This is a genomic window from Streptomyces nojiriensis, assembly GCF_017639205.1.
Classification (GTDB): Bacteria; Actinomycetota; Actinomycetes; order Streptomycetales; family Streptomycetaceae; genus Streptomyces; species Streptomyces nojiriensis.
The window spans coordinates 6,295,005-6,316,064 of sequence record NZ_CP071139.1 but is presented as its reverse complement, the minus strand read 5'-3'; the positions used below and the strand labels follow the sequence as shown (position 1 = coordinate 6,316,064).

At 71.1% G+C, this 21,060-nt stretch carries 19 protein-coding genes; 6 read left to right on the top strand and 13 right to left on the bottom strand.

The window, feature by feature from the left end; genetic code table 11:
- Nucleotides 1–111: 111 nt before the first annotated feature.
- On the top strand, nt 112–1,215 hold the full coding sequence (locus JYK04_RS29505) for a right-handed parallel beta-helix repeat-containing protein (protein ID WP_189748613.1): 1,104 nt from the start codon (nt 112–114) through the stop codon (nt 1,213–1,215).
- Between the two features lie 27 nt (nt 1,216–1,242).
- Here the strand turns inward: JYK04_RS29505 and JYK04_RS29500 are convergent, their stop codons facing one another.
- The 5 genes from JYK04_RS29500 to ureA form a co-directional block, all read right to left on the bottom strand.
- Nucleotides 1,243–2,196 (bottom strand): IS481 family transposase, encoded by a 954-nt coding sequence (locus JYK04_RS29500; protein WP_189748766.1) that lies wholly within the window; start codon nt 2,194–2,196, stop codon nt 1,243–1,245.
- Between the two features lie 273 nt (nt 2,197–2,469).
- The gene (locus tag JYK04_RS29495; RefSeq protein WP_189748708.1) at nt 2,470–3,090 is read right to left on the bottom strand and encodes a TetR/AcrR family transcriptional regulator; all 621 of its coding nucleotides are present in this window, start codon (nt 3,088–3,090) and stop codon (nt 2,470–2,472) included.
- Between the two features lie 40 nt (nt 3,091–3,130).
- Nucleotides 3,131–4,180 carry an agmatine deiminase family protein gene (locus tag JYK04_RS29490; protein WP_229876982.1) on the bottom strand — a complete coding sequence of 350 codons (1,050 nt, stop codon included), beginning with the start codon at nt 4,178–4,180 and terminating at the stop codon, nt 3,131–3,133.
- 30 nt (nt 4,181–4,210) lie between these two features.
- On the bottom strand, nt 4,211–5,893 hold the full coding sequence (locus tag JYK04_RS29485) for an urease subunit alpha (RefSeq protein ID WP_202185987.1): 1,683 nt from the start codon (nt 5,891–5,893) through the stop codon (nt 4,211–4,213).
- A 47-nt stretch (nt 5,894–5,940) separates the two neighbouring features.
- Nucleotides 5,941–6,651, bottom strand: coding sequence for an urease subunit gamma (ureA, locus tag JYK04_RS29480; RefSeq protein ID WP_189742813.1), 711 nt, complete (start codon nt 6,649–6,651; stop codon nt 5,941–5,943).
- A 156-nt stretch (nt 6,652–6,807) separates the two neighbouring features.
- On the opposite strand from ureA, the gene JYK04_RS29475 reads away from it, so the two are divergent.
- Together JYK04_RS29475 and JYK04_RS29470 are read left to right on the top strand one after the other, a co-directional pair.
- Complete coding sequence (locus tag JYK04_RS29475; RefSeq protein ID WP_189742816.1) at nt 6,808–8,247, top strand: cytosine permease; 1,440 nt, start codon at nt 6,808–6,810, stop codon at nt 8,245–8,247.
- 528 nt (nt 8,248–8,775) lie between these two features.
- On the top strand, nt 8,776–9,546 hold the full coding sequence (locus tag JYK04_RS29470; RefSeq protein WP_229876361.1) for a cytochrome c biogenesis CcdA family protein: 771 nt from the start codon (nt 8,776–8,778) through the stop codon (nt 9,544–9,546).
- A 166-nt stretch (nt 9,547–9,712) separates the two neighbouring features.
- Here the strand turns inward: JYK04_RS29470 and JYK04_RS29465 are convergent, their stop codons facing one another.
- The 4 genes from JYK04_RS29465 to JYK04_RS29455 all read right to left on the bottom strand — a co-directional run bounded on the left by JYK04_RS29465 (nt 9,713) and on the right by JYK04_RS29455 (nt 13,425).
- A complete protein-coding gene (locus JYK04_RS29465; RefSeq protein ID WP_052872307.1) occupies nt 9,713–10,798 on the bottom strand; it encodes a branched-chain amino acid aminotransferase in 1,086 nt (361 codons plus the stop codon).
- A gap of 225 nt (nt 10,799–11,023) precedes the next feature.
- Complete coding sequence (locus JYK04_RS29460; protein WP_189742818.1) at nt 11,024–12,064, bottom strand: 3-isopropylmalate dehydrogenase; 1,041 nt, start codon at nt 12,062–12,064, stop codon at nt 11,024–11,026.
- A 90-nt stretch (nt 12,065–12,154) separates the two neighbouring features.
- A complete protein-coding gene (locus JYK04_RS41980) occupies nt 12,155–12,283 on the bottom strand; it encodes a hypothetical protein (protein WP_266379422.1) in 129 nt (42 codons plus the stop codon).
- A gap of 260 nt (nt 12,284–12,543) precedes the next feature.
- A complete protein-coding gene (locus JYK04_RS29455; RefSeq protein ID WP_189742820.1) occupies nt 12,544–13,425 on the bottom strand; it encodes a LysR family transcriptional regulator in 882 nt (293 codons plus the stop codon).
- Nucleotides 13,426–13,526: 101 nt separating this feature from the next.
- Between JYK04_RS29455 and JYK04_RS29450 the strand changes: the two genes are divergently transcribed.
- Complete coding sequence (locus tag JYK04_RS29450; protein WP_189742822.1) at nt 13,527–14,540, top strand: NADP-dependent oxidoreductase; 1,014 nt, start codon at nt 13,527–13,529, stop codon at nt 14,538–14,540.
- A 119-nt stretch (nt 14,541–14,659) separates the two neighbouring features.
- Nucleotides 14,660–16,690, top strand: coding sequence for a phosphocholine-specific phospholipase C (locus tag JYK04_RS29445; protein WP_189742824.1), 2,031 nt, complete (start codon nt 14,660–14,662; stop codon nt 16,688–16,690).
- Between the two features lie 17 nt (nt 16,691–16,707).
- Here the strand turns inward: JYK04_RS29445 and JYK04_RS29440 are convergent, their stop codons facing one another.
- Nucleotides 16,708–17,292 (bottom strand): GNAT family N-acetyltransferase, encoded by a 585-nt coding sequence (locus tag JYK04_RS29440; protein ID WP_373297474.1) that lies wholly within the window; start codon nt 17,290–17,292, stop codon nt 16,708–16,710.
- An 84-nt stretch (nt 17,293–17,376) separates the two neighbouring features.
- Here JYK04_RS29440 and JYK04_RS29435 point away from each other — a divergent pair, with 84 nt between their 5' ends.
- Nucleotides 17,377–18,078 (top strand): nitroreductase family protein, encoded by a 702-nt coding sequence (locus JYK04_RS29435; RefSeq protein ID WP_189742828.1) that lies wholly within the window; start codon nt 17,377–17,379, stop codon nt 18,076–18,078.
- Here the strand turns inward: JYK04_RS29435 and JYK04_RS29430 are convergent.
- The 3 genes from JYK04_RS29430 to pruA all read right to left on the bottom strand — a co-directional run bounded on the left by JYK04_RS29430 (nt 18,062) and on the right by pruA (nt 21,056).
- Nucleotides 18,062–18,283, bottom strand: coding sequence for a hypothetical protein (locus tag JYK04_RS29430; protein ID WP_189742830.1), 222 nt, complete (start codon nt 18,281–18,283; stop codon nt 18,062–18,064). The two genes, JYK04_RS29435 and JYK04_RS29430, sit on opposite strands and share 17 nt — an antisense overlap.
- Nucleotides 18,280–19,173, bottom strand: coding sequence for a hypothetical protein (locus JYK04_RS29425; protein WP_189742832.1), 894 nt, complete (start codon nt 19,171–19,173; stop codon nt 18,280–18,282). Before JYK04_RS29425 ends, JYK04_RS29430 begins: the two co-directional genes overlap by 4 nt.
- A gap of 251 nt (nt 19,174–19,424) precedes the next feature.
- Entirely contained in the window at nt 19,425–21,056 is a 1,632-nt protein-coding gene (gene pruA / locus JYK04_RS29420; RefSeq protein WP_189742834.1) for an L-glutamate gamma-semialdehyde dehydrogenase, read from the bottom strand.
- Between the last annotated feature and the right edge of the window lie 4 nt (nt 21,057–21,060).

Sequence of the window (21,060 nt, the reverse complement as noted above, 5' to 3'; positions counted from 1 at the left end):
GTCCTGTGCTCGGGTGGCGCCGTGCGGACCGGCTGTTCCCGTCGTGCCGCTGTGTGTCCCACTGCGCCGAGCGGCCACGCGCAGCCGGCCTTCCCTTCGGAGGAGAACGCGATGAACCCCCTACGCACACGGTGCGCGGTGGCACTGGGCACGCTGCTCGCTTCGGTGGCCATCGGCTCCCTCGCGCCCCCGTCCGCTGCGTCGCAGCCGCGCGAACTGGTGGTTCCCTCGGCCGCCTACCCGACCGTCCAGTCCGCGGTCGACGCCGCGCACCCCCGCGATCGCATCGCGCTGCGCCCCGGCGTCTACCGGGAGCAGGTGGTGATCGGCAAGGACCTCACCATCACGGGGGCTGGGGCCGGGAAGACGACCATCCTGGCTCCCGAGCACCTGGTGACGGGCTCCGACGGCCTCAACTCGATCGTCTCCCTCGGCAACGCGGCGTCCGTGACGATCTCACGGCTCGCGGTGAGCGGGCCGGGGTCCGGCACCTGCGACGCAGGTGCCCTCGGAGCGGGCATCCGGGTCCTGGGCGGAGCGCATCTGGAGCTGAGCCACGCGGCGGTGTCCCATATCAAGGACACCCCCATGGCCCCGTGCTTCCGGAGCGCCAATTCCATCCTCATCGGGGACTTTCCCACCGGTGCCGGGTCGGCGACCATCCAGGATTCCGAGATCACCGACTATCAGGGCTCCGGCGTCGTCGTCCTCGGCGCGGACTCGCGGGCCACGCTGCTCCGCAACGTCGTCACCGGCCAGAAGACCATCTCCACCGACGGGATCGAGTTCGTCGAGGCGACCGGCAGGGTCGAGAAGAACACGGTGAGCGACAACGCGTGCCGCGAGCCGGATCCGGAGTGCGGCCCCGATTTCTTCACCGAGTTCCAGCACGCCGGCATCCTGGCCAACACGGGGGTCGTGGTCACCAAGAACCGGCTCGTCGGCAACCAGCTCGGCATCTACGGGTTCGGCACGATGGAGACCAGCCACAACACCCTGGTCGACAACACGTACTTCGGGCTGGCCCTCCAGGACGGAACGTTCACCGCGGTGAGGGACACCGTCCGGGGCGGCGGGGGCGGGGTCGCGGTCATCGCCTCGGCCGTCGACACCACCGCACGGCTGGACCAGGTGCGGATCACGAAGGTCTCGGGAGACCGGATCCGGAAGTTCGAGTGCTGCGGGTTCACGGCGACGGTGACCACCCGGCGCTGAGCCGGGCCCAGGCCCGGAAGAGACGGCCTAGGTGTGTTGTTCGGACAGGTTGGTGCCGCGGCTGGCGGGTGTTTGGCCTGCGATGCCGGTGTGGGGTCGGTGGTAGTTGTACCAGTGCAGCCAGTCGGTAAACGCTTCCATGCGCTCATGGTCTGAGGTGTAGGGCTGCCGGTAGGCCCATTCGTCGAGCAGGGTGCGGTGGAAGCGTTCGACCTTGCCGTTGGTCTGTGGACGCCAGGGCCGAGTCCGCCTGGGGCTGATCCCCAGGTCACGACAAGTATCGCGCCAGGTGTTCTTGCTGTAGGCCCAGGCGTTGTCGGTCAGGACCCGCTCGACGGTGATGCCCAGGGAGGCGAACCAGGCGGTCGCCCGCTGCAGGAACGCGGCGCAGGTGGGGGCGGTCTCGTCGGGCAGGTCTTCTGTGTAGGCGAGGCGGGTGTGGTCGTCGAGCGCGGTGTGTAGGTAGGCCCAGCCGGTACCGGTCTTGTTGCGGCGTCCTTCGGCTCTGCCGAGGGTCTTGTGGCCGCCGCCGTCGGGGATCCGGCCGAGTTTCTTGACGTCGATGTGGACGAGTTCGCCGGGGCGGGCGCGTTCGTAGCGGCGGATGGGTTCGCCGGTGGCCCGGTCGAGTGCGGCCAGTGGTGGCTGGCCGTGACGGATCAGGATGCGGTGGGCGGTCGAGGGTGTGATGCCGCAGCGCGCGGCGAGCCGTAGCGGCCCGATCCGGTGTTCACGCCGCAGACGCAGTACCTGGTCTTCCACCTCGGCCGGTGTTCGGCGCGGCTGGTGGTGCGGTCGGCTGGAGCGGTCACTCATTCCGGCGATGCCCAGCTGCCGGTAGCGGGTGGCCCAGCGGGCGGCGGTGGTGTGGCTGACCTGGAAACGTTCCGCTGCCCGCCGCAGCGGCCAGCCGTCGTCCACGACACAGCGGGCCAGGCGCAGTCGCCCGGTCTCGGTCAGCGGGGCGTTACGGTGGGGCACGAGGGCCTCCTCGGATCGGTGCAGATGTCGCAATCCACACCGAACCCGGAGGCCCTCACCCATTTCAAGTACCCAGCACGCGTGTCACCAACGTCCCGGGACAACACACCTAGGCCGTCTCTTTCGGATCTTGTCGGCCGAGCCCGCGGCGTCCGGTGCCGTAGATGGCAAGGCGGAGGGGCGCCCGTGTACTGGACGTACTCGGGTGCCCCGACAACGCGGCCAGGTGCGGTGCCGGGCGTCGCGGGCCCGGCAAGATCCGGAAGAGACGGCCTAGGAGCGTGGGGAGAGGGTCTCCGTCAGGAACTCCCTCACGTGGGTGAGGATCGCCGGGCGGTCCAGGGTCGGCAGGCCCACCGCCAGCTGGATGCTGAATCCGTCGAGCAGGGCCCGGATCCGGGTCGCCGCGCGGTCGGCGTCCACCGGGCGGAACTCCCCGCGCGAGATGCCCTCGGCGAGCAGCGCGACCAGGTCGCGGTGCCAGGCGCCCTCGATGGCCGCCTGCCGGTCGCGCTCCTGGGGGCCGGCGTTCTGGGAGCGGTTCCAGACCTCCAGCCAGAGCGTCCAGTGCGGGTCGCGGGCGCGCGTGGGCACGTACAGGTCCACGTACGCCTGCAGGCGCTCGCTCACCGGACCGCGGCGGGCGAGCAGGGCCCGCCGCTCGCCGCCCAGCTCCGCCTCGCTCCACTCCAGGGTCTGCAGCAGGAGCTCGTCCTTGCTGCGGAAGTAGTAGAGGAGGTGGCCGCTGCTCATGCCGACCTCGCGGCCCAGTCCGGCCATGGTCAGGCCTTCCAGGCCGCGCTCGGCGATCGTGGCCATGGCGGCGACGAGTACGTCCTCGCGCGGCGGCGCGTTCTTCCGCGCCGCGCGTACCGGTACTCCACCCGCCACCATGGACCCACTCCTTGTCGGTCGGCTGCCGGTCGTCTGCGGATCAGACCTTCGGCTGCTGCTGGGTGATGCAGTGGATACCGCCACCCCCGGCGAAAATCGTACGTGCGTCAACGAGGGTCACGGTCCGCTCGGGGAACAGTCCGCGGAAGATCTCGGCGGCCTCCTCGTCTCGCGGGTCGTCGAACGCGCACAGCACGACACCGCCGTTGCACAGATAGTGGTTGATGTACGAGTAGTCCACCCACTCCCCGTCCTCCTCCAGCACGGTCGGCGCCGGGATCTCCACGACCTCCAGCCGCCGGCCGCGGGCGTCGGTGGACGCGCGCAGGACGGCGGCGATGGTCTTGCAGCGCTCGTGGTCCGGGTGGGCCGGGTCGGGCTGGGTGTGGACCATGACGACGCCGGGGCGGGCGAAGGCGGCGACGATGTCGACGTGGCCCTGGGTGCCGTAGGTGCCGTAGTCGCCGGCCAGGCCGTACGGCAGCCAGATCGCCTTGGTGGTGCCGAGGTGGGCGTGGATCTCGGCCTCCACCTGCTGGCGGGTCCAGCCGGGGTTGCGGCCCTCGCCCAGCTGAACGGTGTCGGTGAGCAGCACGGTGCCCTCGCCGTCGACGTGGATGGCGCCGCCCTCGTTGACGAGCTCGGTGCTGTACGTGCGGGTGCCGGCGACGTCCGAGACGTGCCGGGCGATCTTCGAGTCGTGGTCCCAGCGGGCCCACTCCTGGGCGCCCCAGCCGTTGAAGGTCCAGTCGACGGCGGCGAGCTGGCCGGCGTCGTTGGTGACGAAGGTCGGGCCGATGTCGCGCATCCAGGCGTCGTCGAGCTCCTGCTCGACCAGCTGTACGTCGTCGCCGACGATCGCCCGGGCGCTGTCGGCGTCGCCGGGCGAGACCACGAGGGTCACCGGCTCGTACGCGCGGACCGCGCGGGCGACGGCGCCCCAGGCGGCGCGGGCGTCGGCGAGCTCCTGCGCGTTGGTGAAGGTCGGGTTGGGGCTGGGCCAGGCCATCCAGGTGCGCTCGTGGGGCGTCCACTCGGCGGGCATCCGGAATCCGGCGTCGGCCGGCTTGGCGGGCTGATGGGCGGTCATGGCAGGCAGGTCCTTACGGGCTGTGCTGACTTACAGGAAGTACAGGCGGTTGAGGGAGACCGATTCGGCGGCTTCGGAGCGCAGCGGTTCCCCGTCGAGGGAGACCAGTCCGCTGCGCGCGTCCACATCGACCGCGCCCACCCGGGAGTTGAGCAGGAGGTCCTTGGGGCCGATCCCCCGGGTACCGCGGACGGCGACGCGGCGGCGCCGGGTCGGCATCTCGTCACTGCCGAGGGCCGCGGCCGCGGCGGAGACGAAGGCGACGGAGATGTCGGCGGCCGTGGCTCCGTGCGCGCCGAACTGCGGTCCGAGGACCAGCGGTTCGCAGGTGTCGGTGGCGGCGTTCGGGTCGCCGGTGACGCCGTAGGCGGGGAAGCCGGCCTTCAGTACGAGCTGGGGCTTGGCGCCGAAGAACTGCGGGCGCCAGAGCACGATGTCGGCGAGTTTGCCGACTTCGATGGAGCCGATCTCGTGGGCGAGTCCGTGGGCGATGGCCGGGTTGATGGTGAGTTTGGCGATGTAGCGCAGGACGCGGGCGTTGTCGTCGCCCTCGCCGTCGCCGTCCATCGGGCCGAGCTCGCCCTTCATCTTGGCGGCCATCGCGAAGGTGCGGCGGATCGTCTCGCCCGCCCGGCCCATGCCCTGCGCGTCGGAGGACGTGATGCCGATGGCCCCGAGGTCGTGGAGTACGTCCTCGGCACCCATCGTCCCGGCGCGGATGCGGTCGCGGGCCATGGCGGCGTCGCCGGGCAGGTCGGGCTTGAGGTCGTGGACGGAGACGATCATGCCGTAGTGCTCGGCGACCGCGTCCCGGCCGAACGGCAGCGTGGGATTGGTCGAGGAACCGATGACGTTCGGGACGCCCGCCATCTTCAGGACGTTGGGAACGTGCCCGCCGCCGCAGCCCTCGATGTGGAAGGCGTGGATGGTCCGCCCCTCCAGCACCCGCAGGGTGTCCTCGACCGACAGGCACTCGTTCAGACCGTCACTGTGCAGGGCCACCTGCACGTCGTGCTCCTCGGCCACCCGCAGCGCCGTATCCAGGGCCCGGGTGTGCGCGCCCATGTCCTCGTGGACCTTGAAGCCGGACGCGCCGCCCTCGGCGAGCGCTTCGACCAGCGGGGCGGGGTCCGAGGAGGAGCCGCGGGCGAGGAATCCGATGTTGACCGGCCAGGCGTCGAAGGCGTTGAAGGCGTGCTTCAGCGCCCACGGGGAGTTGACACCGACGCCCCAGACGGGGCCGAACTCCTGGCCGATGATCGTGGTGACACCCGCGGCGAGCGAGGCTTCCATGATCCGCGGGGAGAGCAGGTGGACGTGGGTGTCGACGGCTCCGGCGGTCGCGATCAGGCCCTCGCCGGACACGATCGTCGTGCCGGTGCCGACGACCACGTCGACGCCGTCGAGGGTGTCGGGGTTGCCGGCCCGGCCGATCGCGTGGATCCGGCCCTCGCGGATACCGATCGACACCTTGCGGATCCCGAGCACGGCGTCGATGACCAGCACGTTGCTGATCACCACATCGCAGGTCTCACGCACCGCGGCGGCCTTCAGGTGCAGCCCGTCACGGGCCGTCTTCCCGAAACCCGCCAGGAACTCATCCCCCGGCCTCTGCGCGTCGCGCTCGACGCGGACGGTCAACCCCGAGTCACCGAGGCGCACCCGGTCCCCGGCGCGGGGGCCGAAGACGGACGCGTACTCGTGCGGGTCGATGTGCCGGCTGCCCGGCGCACAGTGATCGCTGTGCGGGATCTTCTTGCTCACGCCCGGTCTCCGTCCTCGTGTTCGGCGGTGACGCCGAGGTAGCCGCAGGCCGCCGCGCGGCGCAGGGCCTCGTCCTTGGCTCCGGGTGCGTCCAGGGGCCCGTCGACCAGGCCCGCGAAGCCGATCGCGATCCGGTCCCCGCCGATGGGGACGAGGCCGACCCCGCCCTCGCCGTGGGGGTCGAACCGGACGGACGAGCCCGCCGGCACGCACAGCCGCATCCCGTAGGCCGCGGCGCGGTCGAAGTCGAGCCGCGGATTCGCCTCGAAGAAGTGGAAGTGCGAGGTCACACTCACCGGCACGGCGGCGGTGTTGCGGACGTGCAGGTACAGGACCGGCTCCGGCTGGGGGGCGCCGGGGCCGGGGACGACCGCGCCCGGGGCGTCGTCGCCGAGCGGGACCGCGCCCTGGATGGGGGACGAGACCACCGCGAGGCGGGATCCGTCGTCGAAGACGGCCTCCACGTGCACCTCGGCGACCACGTCGGCGACGCCCGGCAGGACATCGCCCGGGCCCAGCACGCTGCGGGCCTCCTCGATGGCCTCCGCGAGCCGCTTGCCGTCGCGCGCCGCCTCGCAGACCGTGTCCGCGATCAGCGCGGTGGCCTCCGGGACATTCAGTTTCAGGCCACGAGCCCGCCGGGCCCGGGCCAGCTCCGCAGCGCTGCGGAGCAGCAGCCGGTCGCGCTCCGTAGGGGTCAGCCGCACGCCGATCCACCACCTCTTGAGTCGATGGGTTAGAGCATCACTCTAACTCTTCATTTGTTCGGAGGGAATCATTGACCTGAAGGCAAGCCTTGAGTCACATTGAGTGTCGCTCAAACCAAGCGCAACCACCCCCCGCCCTGCCAAGGGAGTCCCCCCATGCCCATCGAACAGCGCGGAGTCGACACCATCCCCGAGGACGAGCGGACGAGCGGTCCCCGTGACCTGATCTCGATCCTTCTCGGCTCCAACCTCTGCCTCGGTGTGATCGTCTTCGGCTGGCTGCCCCCGTCCTTCGGACTGGGCCTGTGGCCCTCGGTCACCGCCATCGTGACCGGCACGCTCGTCGGCATCGCCTTCACCGCGCCGCTGGCGCTCGTCTCCCTGCGCACCGCGACCAATCTCTCGACCTCCAGCGGCGCGCAGTTCGGCGTCCGCGGCCGGCTCGTGGGCTCGGTGGTGGGCCTGCTGCTCTCACTCGGCTACACCGCGCTGACCCTGTGGATCGGCGGCGACGTGATGGTGGGCGTCCTCTCGCGGCTCACCGGGCTGCCGGACACCGGCGCCACGCGCGGCCTGATGTACGGCGTACTGGCCGCGTGTACCGTCGTCGCCGCCGTCTTCGGCTACCGGCTGCTGCTGCGCATGAGCAAGATCCTGGCCATCGGCATGGTGGTGCTGCTGGCCATCGGCGTCTTCGCCTACTCCGGGGACTTCACCACCGCGGCCCCGCCGGACACGGCGTACCTGCTCGGCTCCTTCTGGCCGACCTGGATCCTCGCCGCCGTCGCCGCCGGGCTCAGCGGCCCGGTCGCCTTCATCACCCTGCTCGGCGACTACACCCGTTACATCTCCCCGCGGCGGCACAGCTCCCGCAAGGTGCTGTGGGCCACCGGGTTCGGACTGCTCTTCGGCCTCCTGATCCCGCAGCTCTTCGGCACCTACACGGCACTCGCCGCCCGGGCCGGAGCCGAGTACGCCGGCCCGCTGGTGGCGGCCTCGCCCTTCTGGTACCTGATCCCGCTGCTCGCCGCCGCCGCGGCCGGCTCGGTCGGCAACGCCGGGCTGATGCTCTACTCGATGGGCCTCGACCTCGACGCCATCGTGCCCAGGGCCACCCGGACCACGGCCACCCTGGTCGCCGCGGCGGTCTCCACGGCCTTCGTCTTCATCGGCTCCTTCGAGTGGGACGTGCAGTCCGCGATGACCTCGTTCGTGCTGGTGCTGACCGCGATCGGCACCCCGTGGGCCGTGATCACCCTCATCGGGTACGTGCGCTGCCGCGGACGCTACGACGCCGACGCGCTCCAGGTCTTCAACCGCCGCTCGGTGGGCGGGATCTACTGGTACCGCTCCGGCTGGAACGTCGCCGCCACCGCCTCGTGGGCGATCGGCGCGGGCATCGGCCTGCTCGCCGTGACCACCCCCTTCTACGAGGGCCCGCTGCTCTCGCTCACCGGCGGCGTGGACTGCTCCTTCGTCCTGTCCGGCCTGACGGGCGGGCTCGTGTACACCGCCCTCACCGCCCGCCGCTCCCCCGCCCCGGCTCCGGCTCCGGCTCCGGCGGCCACCGCCGCCGAGGAGCCGGCGAACGCCTGAGGTCCGCCCGTACGGGCGCAGGCCCGCGCCCCGGAGGTTCCGGGACGCGGGCCTGCGCATGTGGGGCGCACCGGTCAGGACCAGCGCTGCCGTCACTTCCGGTCAGCACCATTGCGAAGGTGCCCCTGGGCGGTCATCGGGTATTTCCCGGTGGCCGCGTTGCGCCAGGACACATTGCCGTCGGCGAATGCGTTCGCCGCCGCTCCGAGAGCCGGAGCCGGAACCATCAGGGCAAGAGAAACGGGCCGTACGACACGCCTGCCGATCTTTATTTCTTTCCCCTTTGCCTCGGGCCGGGCTCTTTCGGTCAAAGGCCGGCCAGGCCACCGGTCGCCCCCGTGTCGGTCACAGGAATTCAATCGGGCAATCGACAGGAACAACACCGATGCGGACATGGGGCAGTTATCGTGCCCGATCCTCCGGTGCCCGGCCGCGCACCCTGACCACGGCCGCCCGGGCGCCGCGTGCCACACTGGGAACACCTACCGTCTGCGCACGTGCCTCGACCGGGCCGCGAACAAGGAGGCCCTGGTGGTCCTGGCATCGACTACGTCGGTGGTGACGAGCGGCACCCTGGTCGCCGCCGTGCCGGTGGCCCTCCTGGCCGGCATCATCTCGTTCTTCTCGCCCTGCGTGCTGCCGCTCGTCCCGGGATACCTCGGCTACGTCACGGGCCTTTCCGCCTCCACACTGAGCCCCGAGGCGCGTGAGGAAAAGCGTGGCCGGATGCTTCTGGGCGCACTCCTCTTCGTGCTCGGATTCTCGGCCCCATTCGTCACCCAGGGCGCCTTCTTCGGATACTTCGGCAGCACCCTTTCCGCATACAAGGACACGCTCGACATCGTTCTGGGAAGCCTGACGATCCTCTTCGGGCTCGCCTTCATGGGATTCCTCCCCGGTTTCACGCAGCGCGACTTCCGGATCCACCGGAAGCCCGGAGCCGGACTGCTCGGCGCACCGGTTCTCGGCTTCACGTTCGGGCTCGGGTGGTCGCCGTGCATGGGCCCGACCCTCGGAGCTGTGATGAGCCTGTCCATGGGGCAGGAGAGCCCGGGCCGGGGCGCGCTGCTCGTGTCCTTCTTCTGCCTGGGGCTGGGCGTTCCCTTCATCCTCGCGGCCGTCGCTTTCCGCCGGTCGATGAAGGCGTTCGGATGGGTCAAGAAGCACTACTCGCTGGTGCTCAAGATCGGCGGCGGATTCCTGATCGCGGTCGGAGTACTGCTCGTCACCGGGCTCTGGAGCGACTTCGTCTACCAGCTGCAGATCTGGCTGCCCGCGTCCAACGCGGTCGGGATCTGAGCGGGGCGACGACTCCGGCGGGTCGGGGGACAGCCCCCGTACGCCCGTTCACCTGAAAAAGCGCCTCCGACGGGGCGGGAACGAGGACCTGGACAGTCCCCGTTCCCGCTCGCCGGAGGCGCTTCCCGTTTTCCGGGCCACCTGCGGGGGCGGCCCGCCGGGCGGACTAGCCCAGCGGGTGCATCCAGCCGTGGGTGTCGGCGCTGTGGCCGGTCTGGAGTTCCAGCAGCGCCTTGCGCAGACGCATGGTGACCTGGCCCGGCTCACCGTCGCCCTGGGTCCAGTTGGCGCGCTCGGACTTGACCGAGCCGACCGGGGTGATGACGGCGGCGGTGCCGCAGGCGAACACCTCGGTGAGGGTGCCGTTGGCGTTGTCGCGCTGCCAGTCCTCGGTGGTCAGGCGGCCCTCCTCGGCGGTGTAGCCGAGGTCGCGGGCGATGGTGAGGAGGGAGTCGCGGGTGATGCCGGGGAGGAGCGAGCCGGTGAGCTCCGGGGTGACGATGCGGTCGCCGTACACGAAGTACAGGTTCATCCCGCCCATCTCCTCGATCCAGCGGTGCTCGACGGCGTCGAGCCAGACCACCTGGTCGCAGCCGTGCGAGGCCGCCTGGGCCTGCGCGACCAGCGAGGCCGCGTAGTTGCCGCCGGTCTTCGCGGCGCCGGTGCCGCCCTTGACCGCGCGGACGTAGTCCTCGGAGAGCCAGACGGAGACGGGCTTGACGCCACCGGGGAAGTAGGCGCCGGCGGGCGAGGCGATGACGATGAAGAGGAACTCGTTCGCCGGGCGGACGCCGAGGCCGACCTCGGAGGCGAACATGAACGGGCGCAGGTACAGGGAGGCCTCGCCGGAGTCCGGCACCCAGGCGCGGTCCTGCTTGATCAGCGCGTCGCAGGCCTCGATGAAGAGCTCGGTCGGCAGCTCCGGCATGGCCATGCGGCGCGCGGAGGACTGGAAGCGCGCGGCGTTGGCCTCGGGGCGGAAGGTGGCCACGGTGCCGTCGGGCTGGCGGTAGGCCTTGAGGCCCTCGAAGATCGTCTGCGCGTAGTGCAGCGTCATGTTCGCCGGGTCGATCGCGAGCGGCGCGTACGGGACCAGCTCGGCATCGTGCCAGCCGCGACCCTCGGTCCACTTGATCGTCACCATGTGGTCGGTGAAGTGGCGGCCGAAGCCGGGGCTGGCCAGGATCGCCTCGCGCTCCGCATCGGACAGCGGGTTCGAGGAGGGCTTGAGCTCGATCGTGGGCGTCGTCATGAGTGCTTGTCCTTCACCGGTTGTGTATGGCGGACCGCGCTCACGGCGTACTAGGACGTCCGAGCTTCCCCGCATTCCGCGGCCTCGCGTTCGATTATCGCGCGCGGGCAGGCTTCGGAGAAGCGGGGAAAGCGGCCCAGGGGAGATGGTGGCACCCGGGGCCGCACAGGAGAAGCCGCCGGGTCCCATTGTGACCCGGCGGCTTCCTGAGGTGGAGCTACCGGGTCAGCCGGCTACCCGAGCGGCGAGGGCGTCGCCGATCGCGTCGGTGGAGCGGAAGGTTCCGTCGCGCTCCGCCAGGTCGGCGGAGACCGCGTCCTCGATGCGGACGGCCTGGGCCTCGTAGCCGAGGTGACGCAGCAGGAGGGCGACGGAGAGGATCGTCGCGGTCGGGTCGGCCTTGCCGGTGCCGGCGATGTCCGGGGCAGAGCCGTGGACGGGCTCGAACATGGACGGGAAGGCGCCGGTCGGGTTGATGTTCCCGGAGGCGGCGAGGCCGATTCCGCCGGTCACGGCGGCGGCCAGGTCGGTGAGGATGTCACCGAAGAGGTTGTCCGTGACGATGACGTCGAAGCGCTCCGGCTGGGTGACGAAGAAGATCGTCGCGGCGTCGACGTGCAGGTAGTCGGTGGTGACCTCGGGGTATTCCTGGCCGACCTTGTCGAAGATGTTCTTCCACATGTGGCCCGCGTACACGAGGACGTTGTTCTTGTGGACCAGCGTCAGCTTCTTGCGGGGGCGGGCGTTCGCCCGCTCGTACGCGTCACGGACGACGCGCTCAACGCCGTACGCGGTGTTGATGCTGACCTCGGTGGCCACCTCGGCGGGGGTGCCGGTGCGCAGGCTGCCGCCGTTGCCGGTGTACGGGCCCTCGGTGCCCTCGCGGACCACGACGAAGTCGATCTCCGGGCGGCCGGCCAGCGGGGTGGCCGTGTTCGGGAACAGCTTCGACGGACGCAGGTTGATGAAGTGGTCGAAGGCGAAGCGGAGCTTCAGCAGCAGGCCGCGCTCCAGCACGCCGGACGGGACCGAGGGGTCGCCGATGGCACCCAGCAGGATCGCGTCGTGGTGCTTGAGGGCTTCGAGCTCCGCGTCCGGGAGGGTCTCACCGGTGCGGTGCCAGCGCTGGGCGCCGAGATCGTATTGCTTGCTCTCCAGCTTCACATCCTGGGGCAGGACCGCGGTAAGGACCTTGAGTCCCTGAGCCACGACTTCCTGGCCGATGCCATCACCGGGGATCACTGCGAGATTGATGCTGGTCGACATGACGGAACCGTACTCCGTGTCCCAGCCCTCAGACATTCCGCGTCCACCATGTGGACGCATATGGACGCAGAATGTCTTGGGCGTCGCAGGTCAGTGACCGGTCGACCCGCCGTTGTCACGGCGGTCGAGGGCGCGCTGGAGAGCGGCGGCGGCGTTCTTGCGGTCGTCGGCCGAGGCGGAGGTGTGGCGGACGCGGCGGGTGGCGGTGGAAGCGGTCATGGTGATCGACTCCTTGAGATCACGGCGTGGCGGGGCCACGGATGAGGGGTTCCTTCAAGGCGCCGGAAGAGGCGGGGAGCGGTGCGCCGCAGGGGTTGCCTGCCAGGGGCGCGCGCTCTCGACCGCCATTCGCCTGATCGGCGAGACGTTCGGCTTCTACAAAGCTAGGCCAGGTCCCGTTGTATGTCTCGGCAATTACTCGGGCTTCCTACTATCTGAGACGCCCAACCCCCCGGAAAGCCTCGTCCGGAGGGTCCGTTTCAGCCCTTCTCGGAACGAAGTTCCCTGATCAGAGCCCTTACCGCGAGAGTTGAGGCCGATTCCGCCGTAGTGACGTATCCCACCTGTCTCACCGGTCCCCCAGGGCCCAGATCGGTGATGTCCACCGCCTCGGTCGCCTCCCGCAGGGACAGCTCGGGCATGATCGCCATGCCGAGCCCGCGGCCGACCATGGTCAGCACCATCGCGTCGTCCTCCGCCTTGACCGTCGCCCGCGGGATCCAGTCCTGGGCGCGCCACCAGGAGCGGGTGTAGGAACCGCAGTTCTCGTCCCAGTCCATCAGCGGCAGGCCCTTCGGGTCCGGGTGCCCGGCCGGGTGGACCAGCCGGTACGCCTCCTGCGCCAGCAGCCCGGTCAGCAGGCCGGGAGCCACCTCCTGCGAGCCGCCCAGCGTGGCGATGCCCAGGTCGGCGCGGCCCGCCGCCACTTCCCCGGCCGCTCCGGCGCCGATCTCGCGCACGACGCGGACCTCGGGGCGGATGCCCGGGTGCCGGGCCGTGAGCCGCTCCAGCGCGGGCGGCAGCAGGTGCAGGGCCGCACTGCGGAACGCCGCGATCCGCAGCACCCCCTCCACCGCGCCGCGGCCCGCGCCCCGGACCTCCGCGCCGAGGACCTCGTACATCCGCAGGATCCGGCGGGCGAGGGCGACGGCCCGCTCCCCCGCCGGGGTGGGGGTGGCCCCGGCGCGGCCGCGCTCGAAGAGCACCCCGCCGACCTTGGCCTCGCTGCCGCGCACGGAGTGGGAGACGGCCGACTGGGTGAGGCCGAGCGCGGCCGCGGCGGCGGAGAAGCCGCCCCGGTCGCAGACGGCGACCAGGATCCGCAGTTCCTGGGGCAGCAGGTCGGCAGTGCTTCCCGCCATGGGGGCTTCCACCTCGTTCTATGAGCGGTGTTCATGGATGTGCGCGTTCCATGAACGCAACCCCCTGCCCGGGCCGGCCATTCCTTCCTAGCGTCGGGCCCATGACCACGAACACCGCTTGCGCCGTCCACCAGATCGCCCGCCCCACCGGCTTCCCCACCGCCGGGGACTTCACCTACGCCGCCTTCCCGGTCCCGGATCCGGCGCCCGGCACCGCGCTCGTCGAGAACCTCCTGCTCTCCGTGGACCCGTACCACCGGGGCATGATGGACGGCGGCGAGGGCGGCTTCGAGCTGAACACCCCGCTGGAGGGCCGCTCGGTGGGCCGGGTGCTCGCCTCCCGCGACCCGGGGCTGCGCGAGGGCGACCTGGTCTTCCACCGCGCGGGCTGGCGGACCCACGCCCTGGTCACCCTCGGCGTGGACGGGACGCGGACCCTGCGGGGCCACGACGGCGTCCCGCTGGAGGCCTACCTCTCCGTCCTGGGCGGCACCGGCCTGACCGCGTACGCGGCCCTCACCCGGACGGCGGCACTGCGCAGCGGCGAGGACCTCTTCGTCTCCGCCGCCGCGGGCGGGGTCGGTACGGCCACCGGCCACATCGCCCGGCTGCTGGGCGCCCGGCGGATCATCGGCAGCGCGGGCTCGGCGGCCAAGGTCCGCCACCTCACCGGCGCGCTCGGCTTCGACGCGGCCTTCGACTACCACGACGGGCCGGTCGGCGAGCAGCTCGCGCAGGCCGCCCCGGACGGTATCGACGTCTACGTGGACAACGTCGGCGGGGACCACCTGGAGGGGGCGATCGACGCGCTGCGCGAGTACGGGCGGATCGCCTGGGTGGGCGCGATCTCGATGTACAACGGGGACCGTTCGCCGGCCGCGCCCCGCAACCTCTTCGAGGTCGTACACAAGTCCCTCCGCCTGGAAGGTGTATTGGTTCGCAATCACACCAATCTGCAGGATGAGTTGGAGGACTTCCTCGTCCCGCATCTGCGCAGCGGCCGGATCGGCACCGACACCACCGTTGTCCAGGGCTTTGACCGGACGGTTGAGGCCTTCCTGGGCATGCTCCACGGGGACAACACGGGCAAGATGCTGGTCCGGGCCGACGGCTGATTCCAGCCACCCTTATGTTCACCGATTTCTTACCGCATGGATGTAGACCTTTGATCCCGGCGCCGCCACTCTTGCCGTCGATGTGCCGACGGGGCACTTGAGTTGGAGGCGAGAGGCCAGTGACACCGATCAGCCGCAGAGGTTTCGTGGGAATCGGCGCCGGGCTCGTGGCGGGCGCCACCCTGCCCGCGGTCACACCGACGACGGCGGCCGCGGCCGCCGCGACCGGCACCATCACCGATGTGAAGCACGTGGTGATCCTGATGCAGGAGAACCGCAGCTTCGACCACTACTTCGGCAGGCTGAAGGGCGTCCGCGGGTTCGGCGACCGCGCCGCCGGCAACATCCCGGGCGGCTGGGGCATGTTCAACCAGCCCAACTGGGGCGGCCGCCAGTACCCGTGGAAGCTGTCCGCCACCCCGCCGGCGGGCGGCGCGGACAGCGAGACCCTGGCCCAGTGCACCGGCGACCTCCCGCACAGCTGGACCTCGCAGCACGCCGCCTGGAACAAGGGCCGGATGGACAACTGGGTCACGGGCGTCGGCAACGTCCGCACCCTCGGCCACCTCGACCGGGGGGACATCCCCTTCCACTACGGCCTCGCCGACAACTACACGATCTGCGACGCCTACTTCTGCTCCGCCCTCAGCGCGACCGGCCCGAACCGCACCTTCCTGTGGAGCGGCAAGGTCGACGCCACCAGCAAGGACGGCGGCGACGAGTCCGGGCTGACCTGGGAGACGTACGCGGAGGCCCTCCAGCGGGCCGGCATGAGCTGGAAGGTCTACCAGAACGCCCAGGACAACTACGGGGACAACGGGCTCGCCTACTTCAAGCGGTTCACGGACGCCGGCCCCGGCGATCCGCTGTGGGACCGGGGCATGGGCTCGGTTCCCAAGGTCACCGGCTCCACCCCGGACGACATCGCGGCCGCGATACGCGCCGATGTCGTGGCGGGCACCCTCCCCCAGGTGTCCTGGGTCGTGGCCAGTGAGGCCTTCTCGGAGCACCCCTACGCCCCGCCCGGCGACGGCGCCCACTTCGTGGACCTGGTCTACCGCGCCCTGGCCGCCGACCCCGAGGTGTTCGACTCCACGGTCCTCTTCCTCAACTACGACGAGAACGACGGATTCTTCGACCACGTCCCGCCGCCGGTCGCCCCGCCCGGCACCCCCGGCGAGTACATCGACGGCCTCCCCATCGGCCTCGGCTTCCGCGTCCCGATGATCGTGATGTCCCCCTGGACCCGCGGCGGCTGGGTGAGCTCGGAGGTCTTCGACCACACCTCGGTGCTGCGGTTCATGGAGCAGTGGACGACCGCCCTCGGCACCCCCGCCACCTGCCCGAACATCAGCGCCTGGCGCCGCAAGGTGGTCGGCGACCTGACCGGTGTCTTCGACTTCAAGCGCCCTGTCTACGGGGTCCCCGCGGGCCTCCCGTCCACCGCCAAGGTGATCGGCCAGGCGACCTGCGCCCCGCTCCCCAACCCGGCGCCGCAGGACAACGCCCTCCCGGCGCAGGAGCCCGGCACCCGCCCGGCGCGGGCCCTGCCGTACCAGGTGAACGGCAACCTCGACCGCTTCGAGTTCGGGCCGGCCGGCCAGATCACGGCCTGGTTCTCGATGACCAACCAGGGTGCCGAGGCGAAGCGGGCGGCGCACTTCTCGATCCACCCGCACCAGCACCGGGACACGACGGCCTGGCAGTACACCGTCGACCCGGGCGGCACCGGCGGCGACTACTTCCACATCGGCCTCGGCAACGGCTCGGGCAAGTACGACATCTCGATGCACGGCCCGAACCGCTTCCTGCGCCGCTTCATCGGCGACGCGTCGAAGCCGGGCAAGGACATCGAGGTGGCGGCCCGGTTCGCGGTCGAGCCCGGCACCGGCAAGCCGGCGGTCTACTTCAAGATGAAGAACTCCTCCGGCTCGCCCGTCACCTTCACGATCCGCGCGAACGCCTACCGCACGGACGGCCCGTGGACCTACACGGTCCCGGCGAACTCCTCGCGCGAGGACTTCTTCAACGCCGTGGCCTACAGCAAGGGCTGGTACGACTTCACGATCCTCGCCGACTCCGACGGCACCTGGTCGCGCCGCTACACGGGCCACATCGAAACGGGCTCGGCCAGCATCACGGGGTCGTAGCCGACCGGGGGCGCCCCCTACAGGACGTCCCCGTCCCGCCAGTCGAAGTCGAGCCGCCCGGCGGGGTCCGGCCGGACCCCGCCGGGCGGCGTCCACACGTAGGTGGAACCCTCCTCCTCGGGCAGCCGCACCGGCCCGTCCGGCGAGAGGGCCCCCACCCGGCCCGGCCACACCGACCAGCCACGGGCGAGGTAGAGTCCGGCCCCTTCCTCGGACGCGGACAAGGCACCCAGCACGTAGGCCCCCGCCACGCACTGCTCCAGCTGTGCCATCACCTGCCCGCCGAGGCCCCGGCGCCTCAGGCCGGCCCGTACGGCCACGGCCTCCACGTATCCGGTGCGCAGGGCCCGTCCCCGGTGCAGGACCCGCCGCTGCACGACGCTGCCGTGCGCGACGAGCCGGCCGGCCGCGCCGATCAGGACGTGCATCCCGCCGAGCGCGTGCTCGAAGTCCTCGTCGGCGAAGTCCCCTTCGAAGGCCTCGTCGAGCAGGTCCCGGATCTCCCGCAGCTCGGCGGCGGTCAGCTGCGAGGTGTGCGCGGTCCGCGTGTCCATCACTGCTCCAGCCGTCCGGTCATCCCGCGACCGTACCAAGGACCGCATTGCGGACGCCGAACCGCGTACACCGGCCGCCATCGGCCGAAGCGGCACTAGCGGTCTGGACCAATGTCTCGGCAGACTCGCCCCATGTCGCCCGATACCCAGCAGTGGACCCCCACGCACGGCCAGCCGTACCGTCCCGCCGCATACCGGCCCGAGCGGATGCCGCAGCCGGAATCGATCGCGCGCGCCGCCGAGTTGCGGGCCCGGATGGACGAGCGGCGGACCGTACGCCACTTCTCCCCCGATCCGGTGCCCGCGCAGGTGGTCCGGGACGCCATCGCCTGCGCCGCGACCGCCCCCTCCGGGGCGCACCAGCAGCCGTGGACCTTCGTCCTGGTCAAGGACCCGGCCGTCCGGCAGCAGATCCGCGCGGCCGCCGAGCAGGAGGAGCAGCTTTCCTACGACGGCCGGCTGGGCGACGAATGGCTCGCCGCCCTGCGTCCCATCGGCACGGACGCCGTGAAGACCCACCTCACGGACGCCCCGGCGCTGATCGTGGTCTTCCAGCAGCGCTACTGGCTGGGCCCGGACGGCACGAAGCGCAAGCACTACTACGTCGACGAGTCGGTCGGCATCGCGGTCGGCATGCTCCTGTCCGCGCTCCACCTGTCCGGCCTGGCGGCGCTGATCCACACCCCCAGTCCCATGCGCTTCCTCAGCCATGTCCTGGACCGCCCGGAGAACGAGAAGGCCTTCGCCGTCATCCCGGTGGGCTACCCGGCGGACGACTGCGAGGTCCCGGACCTCCTGCGCAAGTCCCTGGACCAGGTCATCGTGGAGGTGTGACGGCCTCCCCGGCGGCGGGCGGCTCCGGGGCGGGCCCGGACTGCCCGCCGCCCAGCGCTTCCGCGAGCCGCATCCCGATCCGCACCCGGTCCTCGGACGTACCGGCGTCCATGGCGGCGCGCACCTGCCGCAGGATCAGCCAGTCCCGCACCACCTTGGCCACGCCGAGCACGGCCGCCGTCACGATCGCCGCGGTCAGCATCACGCGTACCTCCGCGCCGAGGCCTCCGGGGCGTAGCAGGGCCCGCGCCGCAGGGTGACGAAGGCTCCGCCCATGGCGATCTCGCCGGGGAACCACGCCTGGTCCCGCAGCCGCTCGGGGACCTGGCCCGGCCGCTGCGCCAGACCGCTCCGGCGCAGCCTCCGTTCGAGTTCGTCCCTTTCCACGGCGCAGCACCACTCGACGACCAGGTCCCCGCCGCCGTGGGTGTACACGTTCGCCGATCCGTGGGCGGCACCGGCCGCGCCCAGCAGTCGTGGCCGCCGCAGGAGCCTGCTGTTCAGCCAGTCCTGGGCCGCGGCCGAGCCGGGATGGGCCCCCGCCCCGGCGCGCCCCCTCAGCTCCGCCGCCTCGGCGGGGTGCAGGCGGTGGCGGTTGCGCCGCCACAGCTGCGTCAGCCCCACGCCGTGCTCCGGCAGCACCGGGCGCCAGTCCGGGTCGGGGTGCACCAGATGGACGGCGGCCCGGCCCGGCAGGTGGATCAGTGCCCAGCTGCGCCCCGTCGGGACGATGCGCAGGCCCGGTACTCCGCGGACTCCGCCGTAGTGCTGGTCGATGCGCGGCAGCACAGTGGCGAGGACCGGGTCGGCCATGGCCGGGTGCAGCTCGAGAGCCAGGGCGCCCCGGGCGGGCCGGGCGGAGGTGAAGCCGAAGAGCGCCCCGTCGCGGAGGTCGCCCTCCCGGAGCCCGTCGGCCAGCTCTGCCACCAGAAGGGACTCAAGGAGGCGCTGCCCGTCGTCCTCGGCGTCCGGGACCGGTTGGCGGTAGTCGATCAGCCCCGCTTCGGCCCAGCCGAGGCAAGTGCGGTGCGGCAGTCCGGTGGCCGCGCGGCAGATGGTCGCGGCACGGTGGTGGTTGTCTGTACGCCTGGACATACGTCTCCCCGGGCGCCGGTCCCGGTACGGGCGCATAGAGGTTGCGTATCTCCCAGCAGTCTGTCCCACCCCGTACGGGAACTCGGTAGAGCCCTTGGCTCCCCCGGGTCACCGGGCCCGGGTAGCGGAGCTGGTCGCCGTACACGACAACTGCAGCCAGGCTAGCAGCAGTTGTCCGGCGGGGAAATGGAAACCGCCCCCGCTCCGGACTTGGGGGTGCCGGAGCGGGGGCGGGGTCACTGGGGCCGGGATCAGCCCATGTGGGGGTACGCGTACTCGGTCGGCGCGACCAGCGTCTCCTTGATGGAGCGGGTCGAGGTCCAGCGCTGCAGGTTGCTCGCGGCGCCCGCCTTGTCGTTCGTACCCGAGGCGCGGCCACCACCGAAGGGCTGCTGGCCGACGACGGCGCCGGTGGACTTGTCGTTGATGTAGAAGTTGCCCGCCGCGAAGCGGAGCTTCTCCATCGCGTCCGCGGCCGCGTACCGGTCCGCCGCGATGATCGAGCCGGTCAGGGCGTACGCCGAGACGGACTCCATCTGCGCGAGCATCGCGTCGAAGTCGGCGTCCTCGTAGACGTGGACCGCCAGGATCGGGCCGAAGTACTCGGTCGTGAAGACCTCGTTCTCCGGGTCGGTGCACGCGATGACGGTCGGGCGGACGAAGTAGCCCTCCGAGTCGTCGTACGTGCCGCCGGCGATGATCTCGCAGGTCGGGTCGGCGATGGCGCGGTCGATCGCGGCCTTGTTCTTCGCGAAGGAACGCTCGTCGATGACGGCGCCGATGAAGTTGGTCAGGTCGCGGACGTCACCCATGGTGATGCCGTCGACCTCGGCCGCGAAGGCCTCCTTGAACCCGTCGTTCCAGATCGAGGCCGGGACGTAGGCGCGCGAGGACGCCGAGCACTTCTGGCCCTGGAACTCGAAGGAACCGCGGGTCAGGGCGGTCTTCAGGACGGCGCGGTCCGCGGACGGGTGCGCGACGACGAAGTCCTTGCCACCGGTCTCGCCGACCAGGCGCGGGTAGGACTTGTACTTCTCGATGTTGTTGCCGACCGTCTTCCACAGGTACTGGAAGGTCTTGGTCGAGCCGGTGAAGTGGATGCCGGCCAGCTCGGGGTGGTTCAGGGCCACCTCCGACACCGCGATGCCGTCGCCGGTCACCAGGTTGATGACGCCCTTGGGCAGGCCGGCCTCCTCCAGGAGCTCCATGAGGAGGATCGCGGAGTGGGTCTGCGTCGGGGACGGCTTCCACAGGACCACGTTGCCCATGAGGGCCGGGGCGGTCGGCAGGTTGCCGGCGATGGCCGTGAAGTTGAACGGCGTGATCGCGTAGACGAAGCCCTCGAGCGGACGGTGGTCGCTGCGGTTCCACACGCCGGCGGAGTTCGCGACCGGCTGCTCGGCCAGGATCTGGCGGGCGAAGTGGACGTTGAAGCGCCAGAAGTCGACGAGCTCGCACGGGGTGTCGATCTCGGCCTGCTGCGCGGTCTTCGACTGGCCCAGCATGGTGGAGGCGGCGAGCTTCTCGCGCCACGGACCGGACAGCAGCTCGGCGGCGCGCAGGATGATCGCGGCACGGTCGTCGAAGGACATCGAACGCCAGGCCGGGGCGGCGGCGAGGGCGGCGTCGATCGCCTCCTGCGCGTCGGCCTCGGTGGCGTTGGCGTAGGTGCCGAGCACCGACTTGTGGTCGTGCGGCTGGACCACGTCGAAGCGCTCGCCGCCACCCATCCGCTTGACGCCGTTGATCGTCATCGGGAGGTCGATCGGGTTCTCGGACAGCTGCTTGAGCTGCGCTTCGAGCCGCGTGCGCTCCGGGGTGCCGGGGGCGTACGAGTGGACCGGCTCGTTGACCGGCGCGGGGACCTGGGTCACAGCATCCATGGGG

Bases quoted from the DNA above. Each gene is read 5' to 3' on its own strand.
- JYK04_RS29505 (WP_189748613.1), top strand. From the start codon at position 112: ATGAACCCCCTACGCACACGGTGCGCGGTGGCACTGGGCACGCTGCTC.
- JYK04_RS29495 (WP_189748708.1), bottom strand. From the start codon at position 3,090: ATGGTGGCGGGTGGAGTACCGGTACGCGCGGCGCGGAAGAACGCGCCG.
- JYK04_RS29490 (WP_229876982.1), bottom strand. From the start codon at position 4,180: ATGACCGCCCATCAGCCCGCCAAGCCGGCCGACGCCGGATTCCGGATG.
- JYK04_RS29475 (WP_189742816.1), top strand. From the start codon at position 6,808: ATGCCCATCGAACAGCGCGGAGTCGACACCATCCCCGAGGACGAGCGG.
- JYK04_RS29465 (WP_052872307.1), bottom strand. From the start codon at position 10,798: ATGACGACGCCCACGATCGAGCTCAAGCCCTCCTCGAACCCGCTGTCC.
- JYK04_RS29460 (WP_189742818.1), bottom strand. From the start codon at position 12,064: ATGTCGACCAGCATCAATCTCGCAGTGATCCCCGGTGATGGCATCGGC.
- JYK04_RS41980 (WP_266379422.1), bottom strand. From the start codon at position 12,283: ATGACCGCTTCCACCGCCACCCGCCGCGTCCGCCACACCTCCGCCTCG.
- JYK04_RS29455 (WP_189742820.1), bottom strand. From the start codon at position 13,425: ATGGCGGGAAGCACTGCCGACCTGCTGCCCCAGGAACTGCGGATCCTG.
- JYK04_RS29450 (WP_189742822.1), top strand. From the start codon at position 13,527: ATGACCACGAACACCGCTTGCGCCGTCCACCAGATCGCCCGCCCCACC.
- JYK04_RS29440 (WP_373297474.1), bottom strand. From the start codon at position 17,292: ATGCGGTCCTTGGTACGGTCGCGGGATGACCGGACGGCTGGAGCAGTG.
- JYK04_RS29435 (WP_189742828.1), top strand. From the start codon at position 17,377: ATGTCGCCCGATACCCAGCAGTGGACCCCCACGCACGGCCAGCCGTAC.
- JYK04_RS29425 (WP_189742832.1), bottom strand. From the start codon at position 19,173: ATGTCCAGGCGTACAGACAACCACCACCGTGCCGCGACCATCTGCCGC.
- pruA (WP_189742834.1), bottom strand. From the start codon at position 21,056: ATGGATGCTGTGACCCAGGTCCCCGCGCCGGTCAACGAGCCGGTCCAC.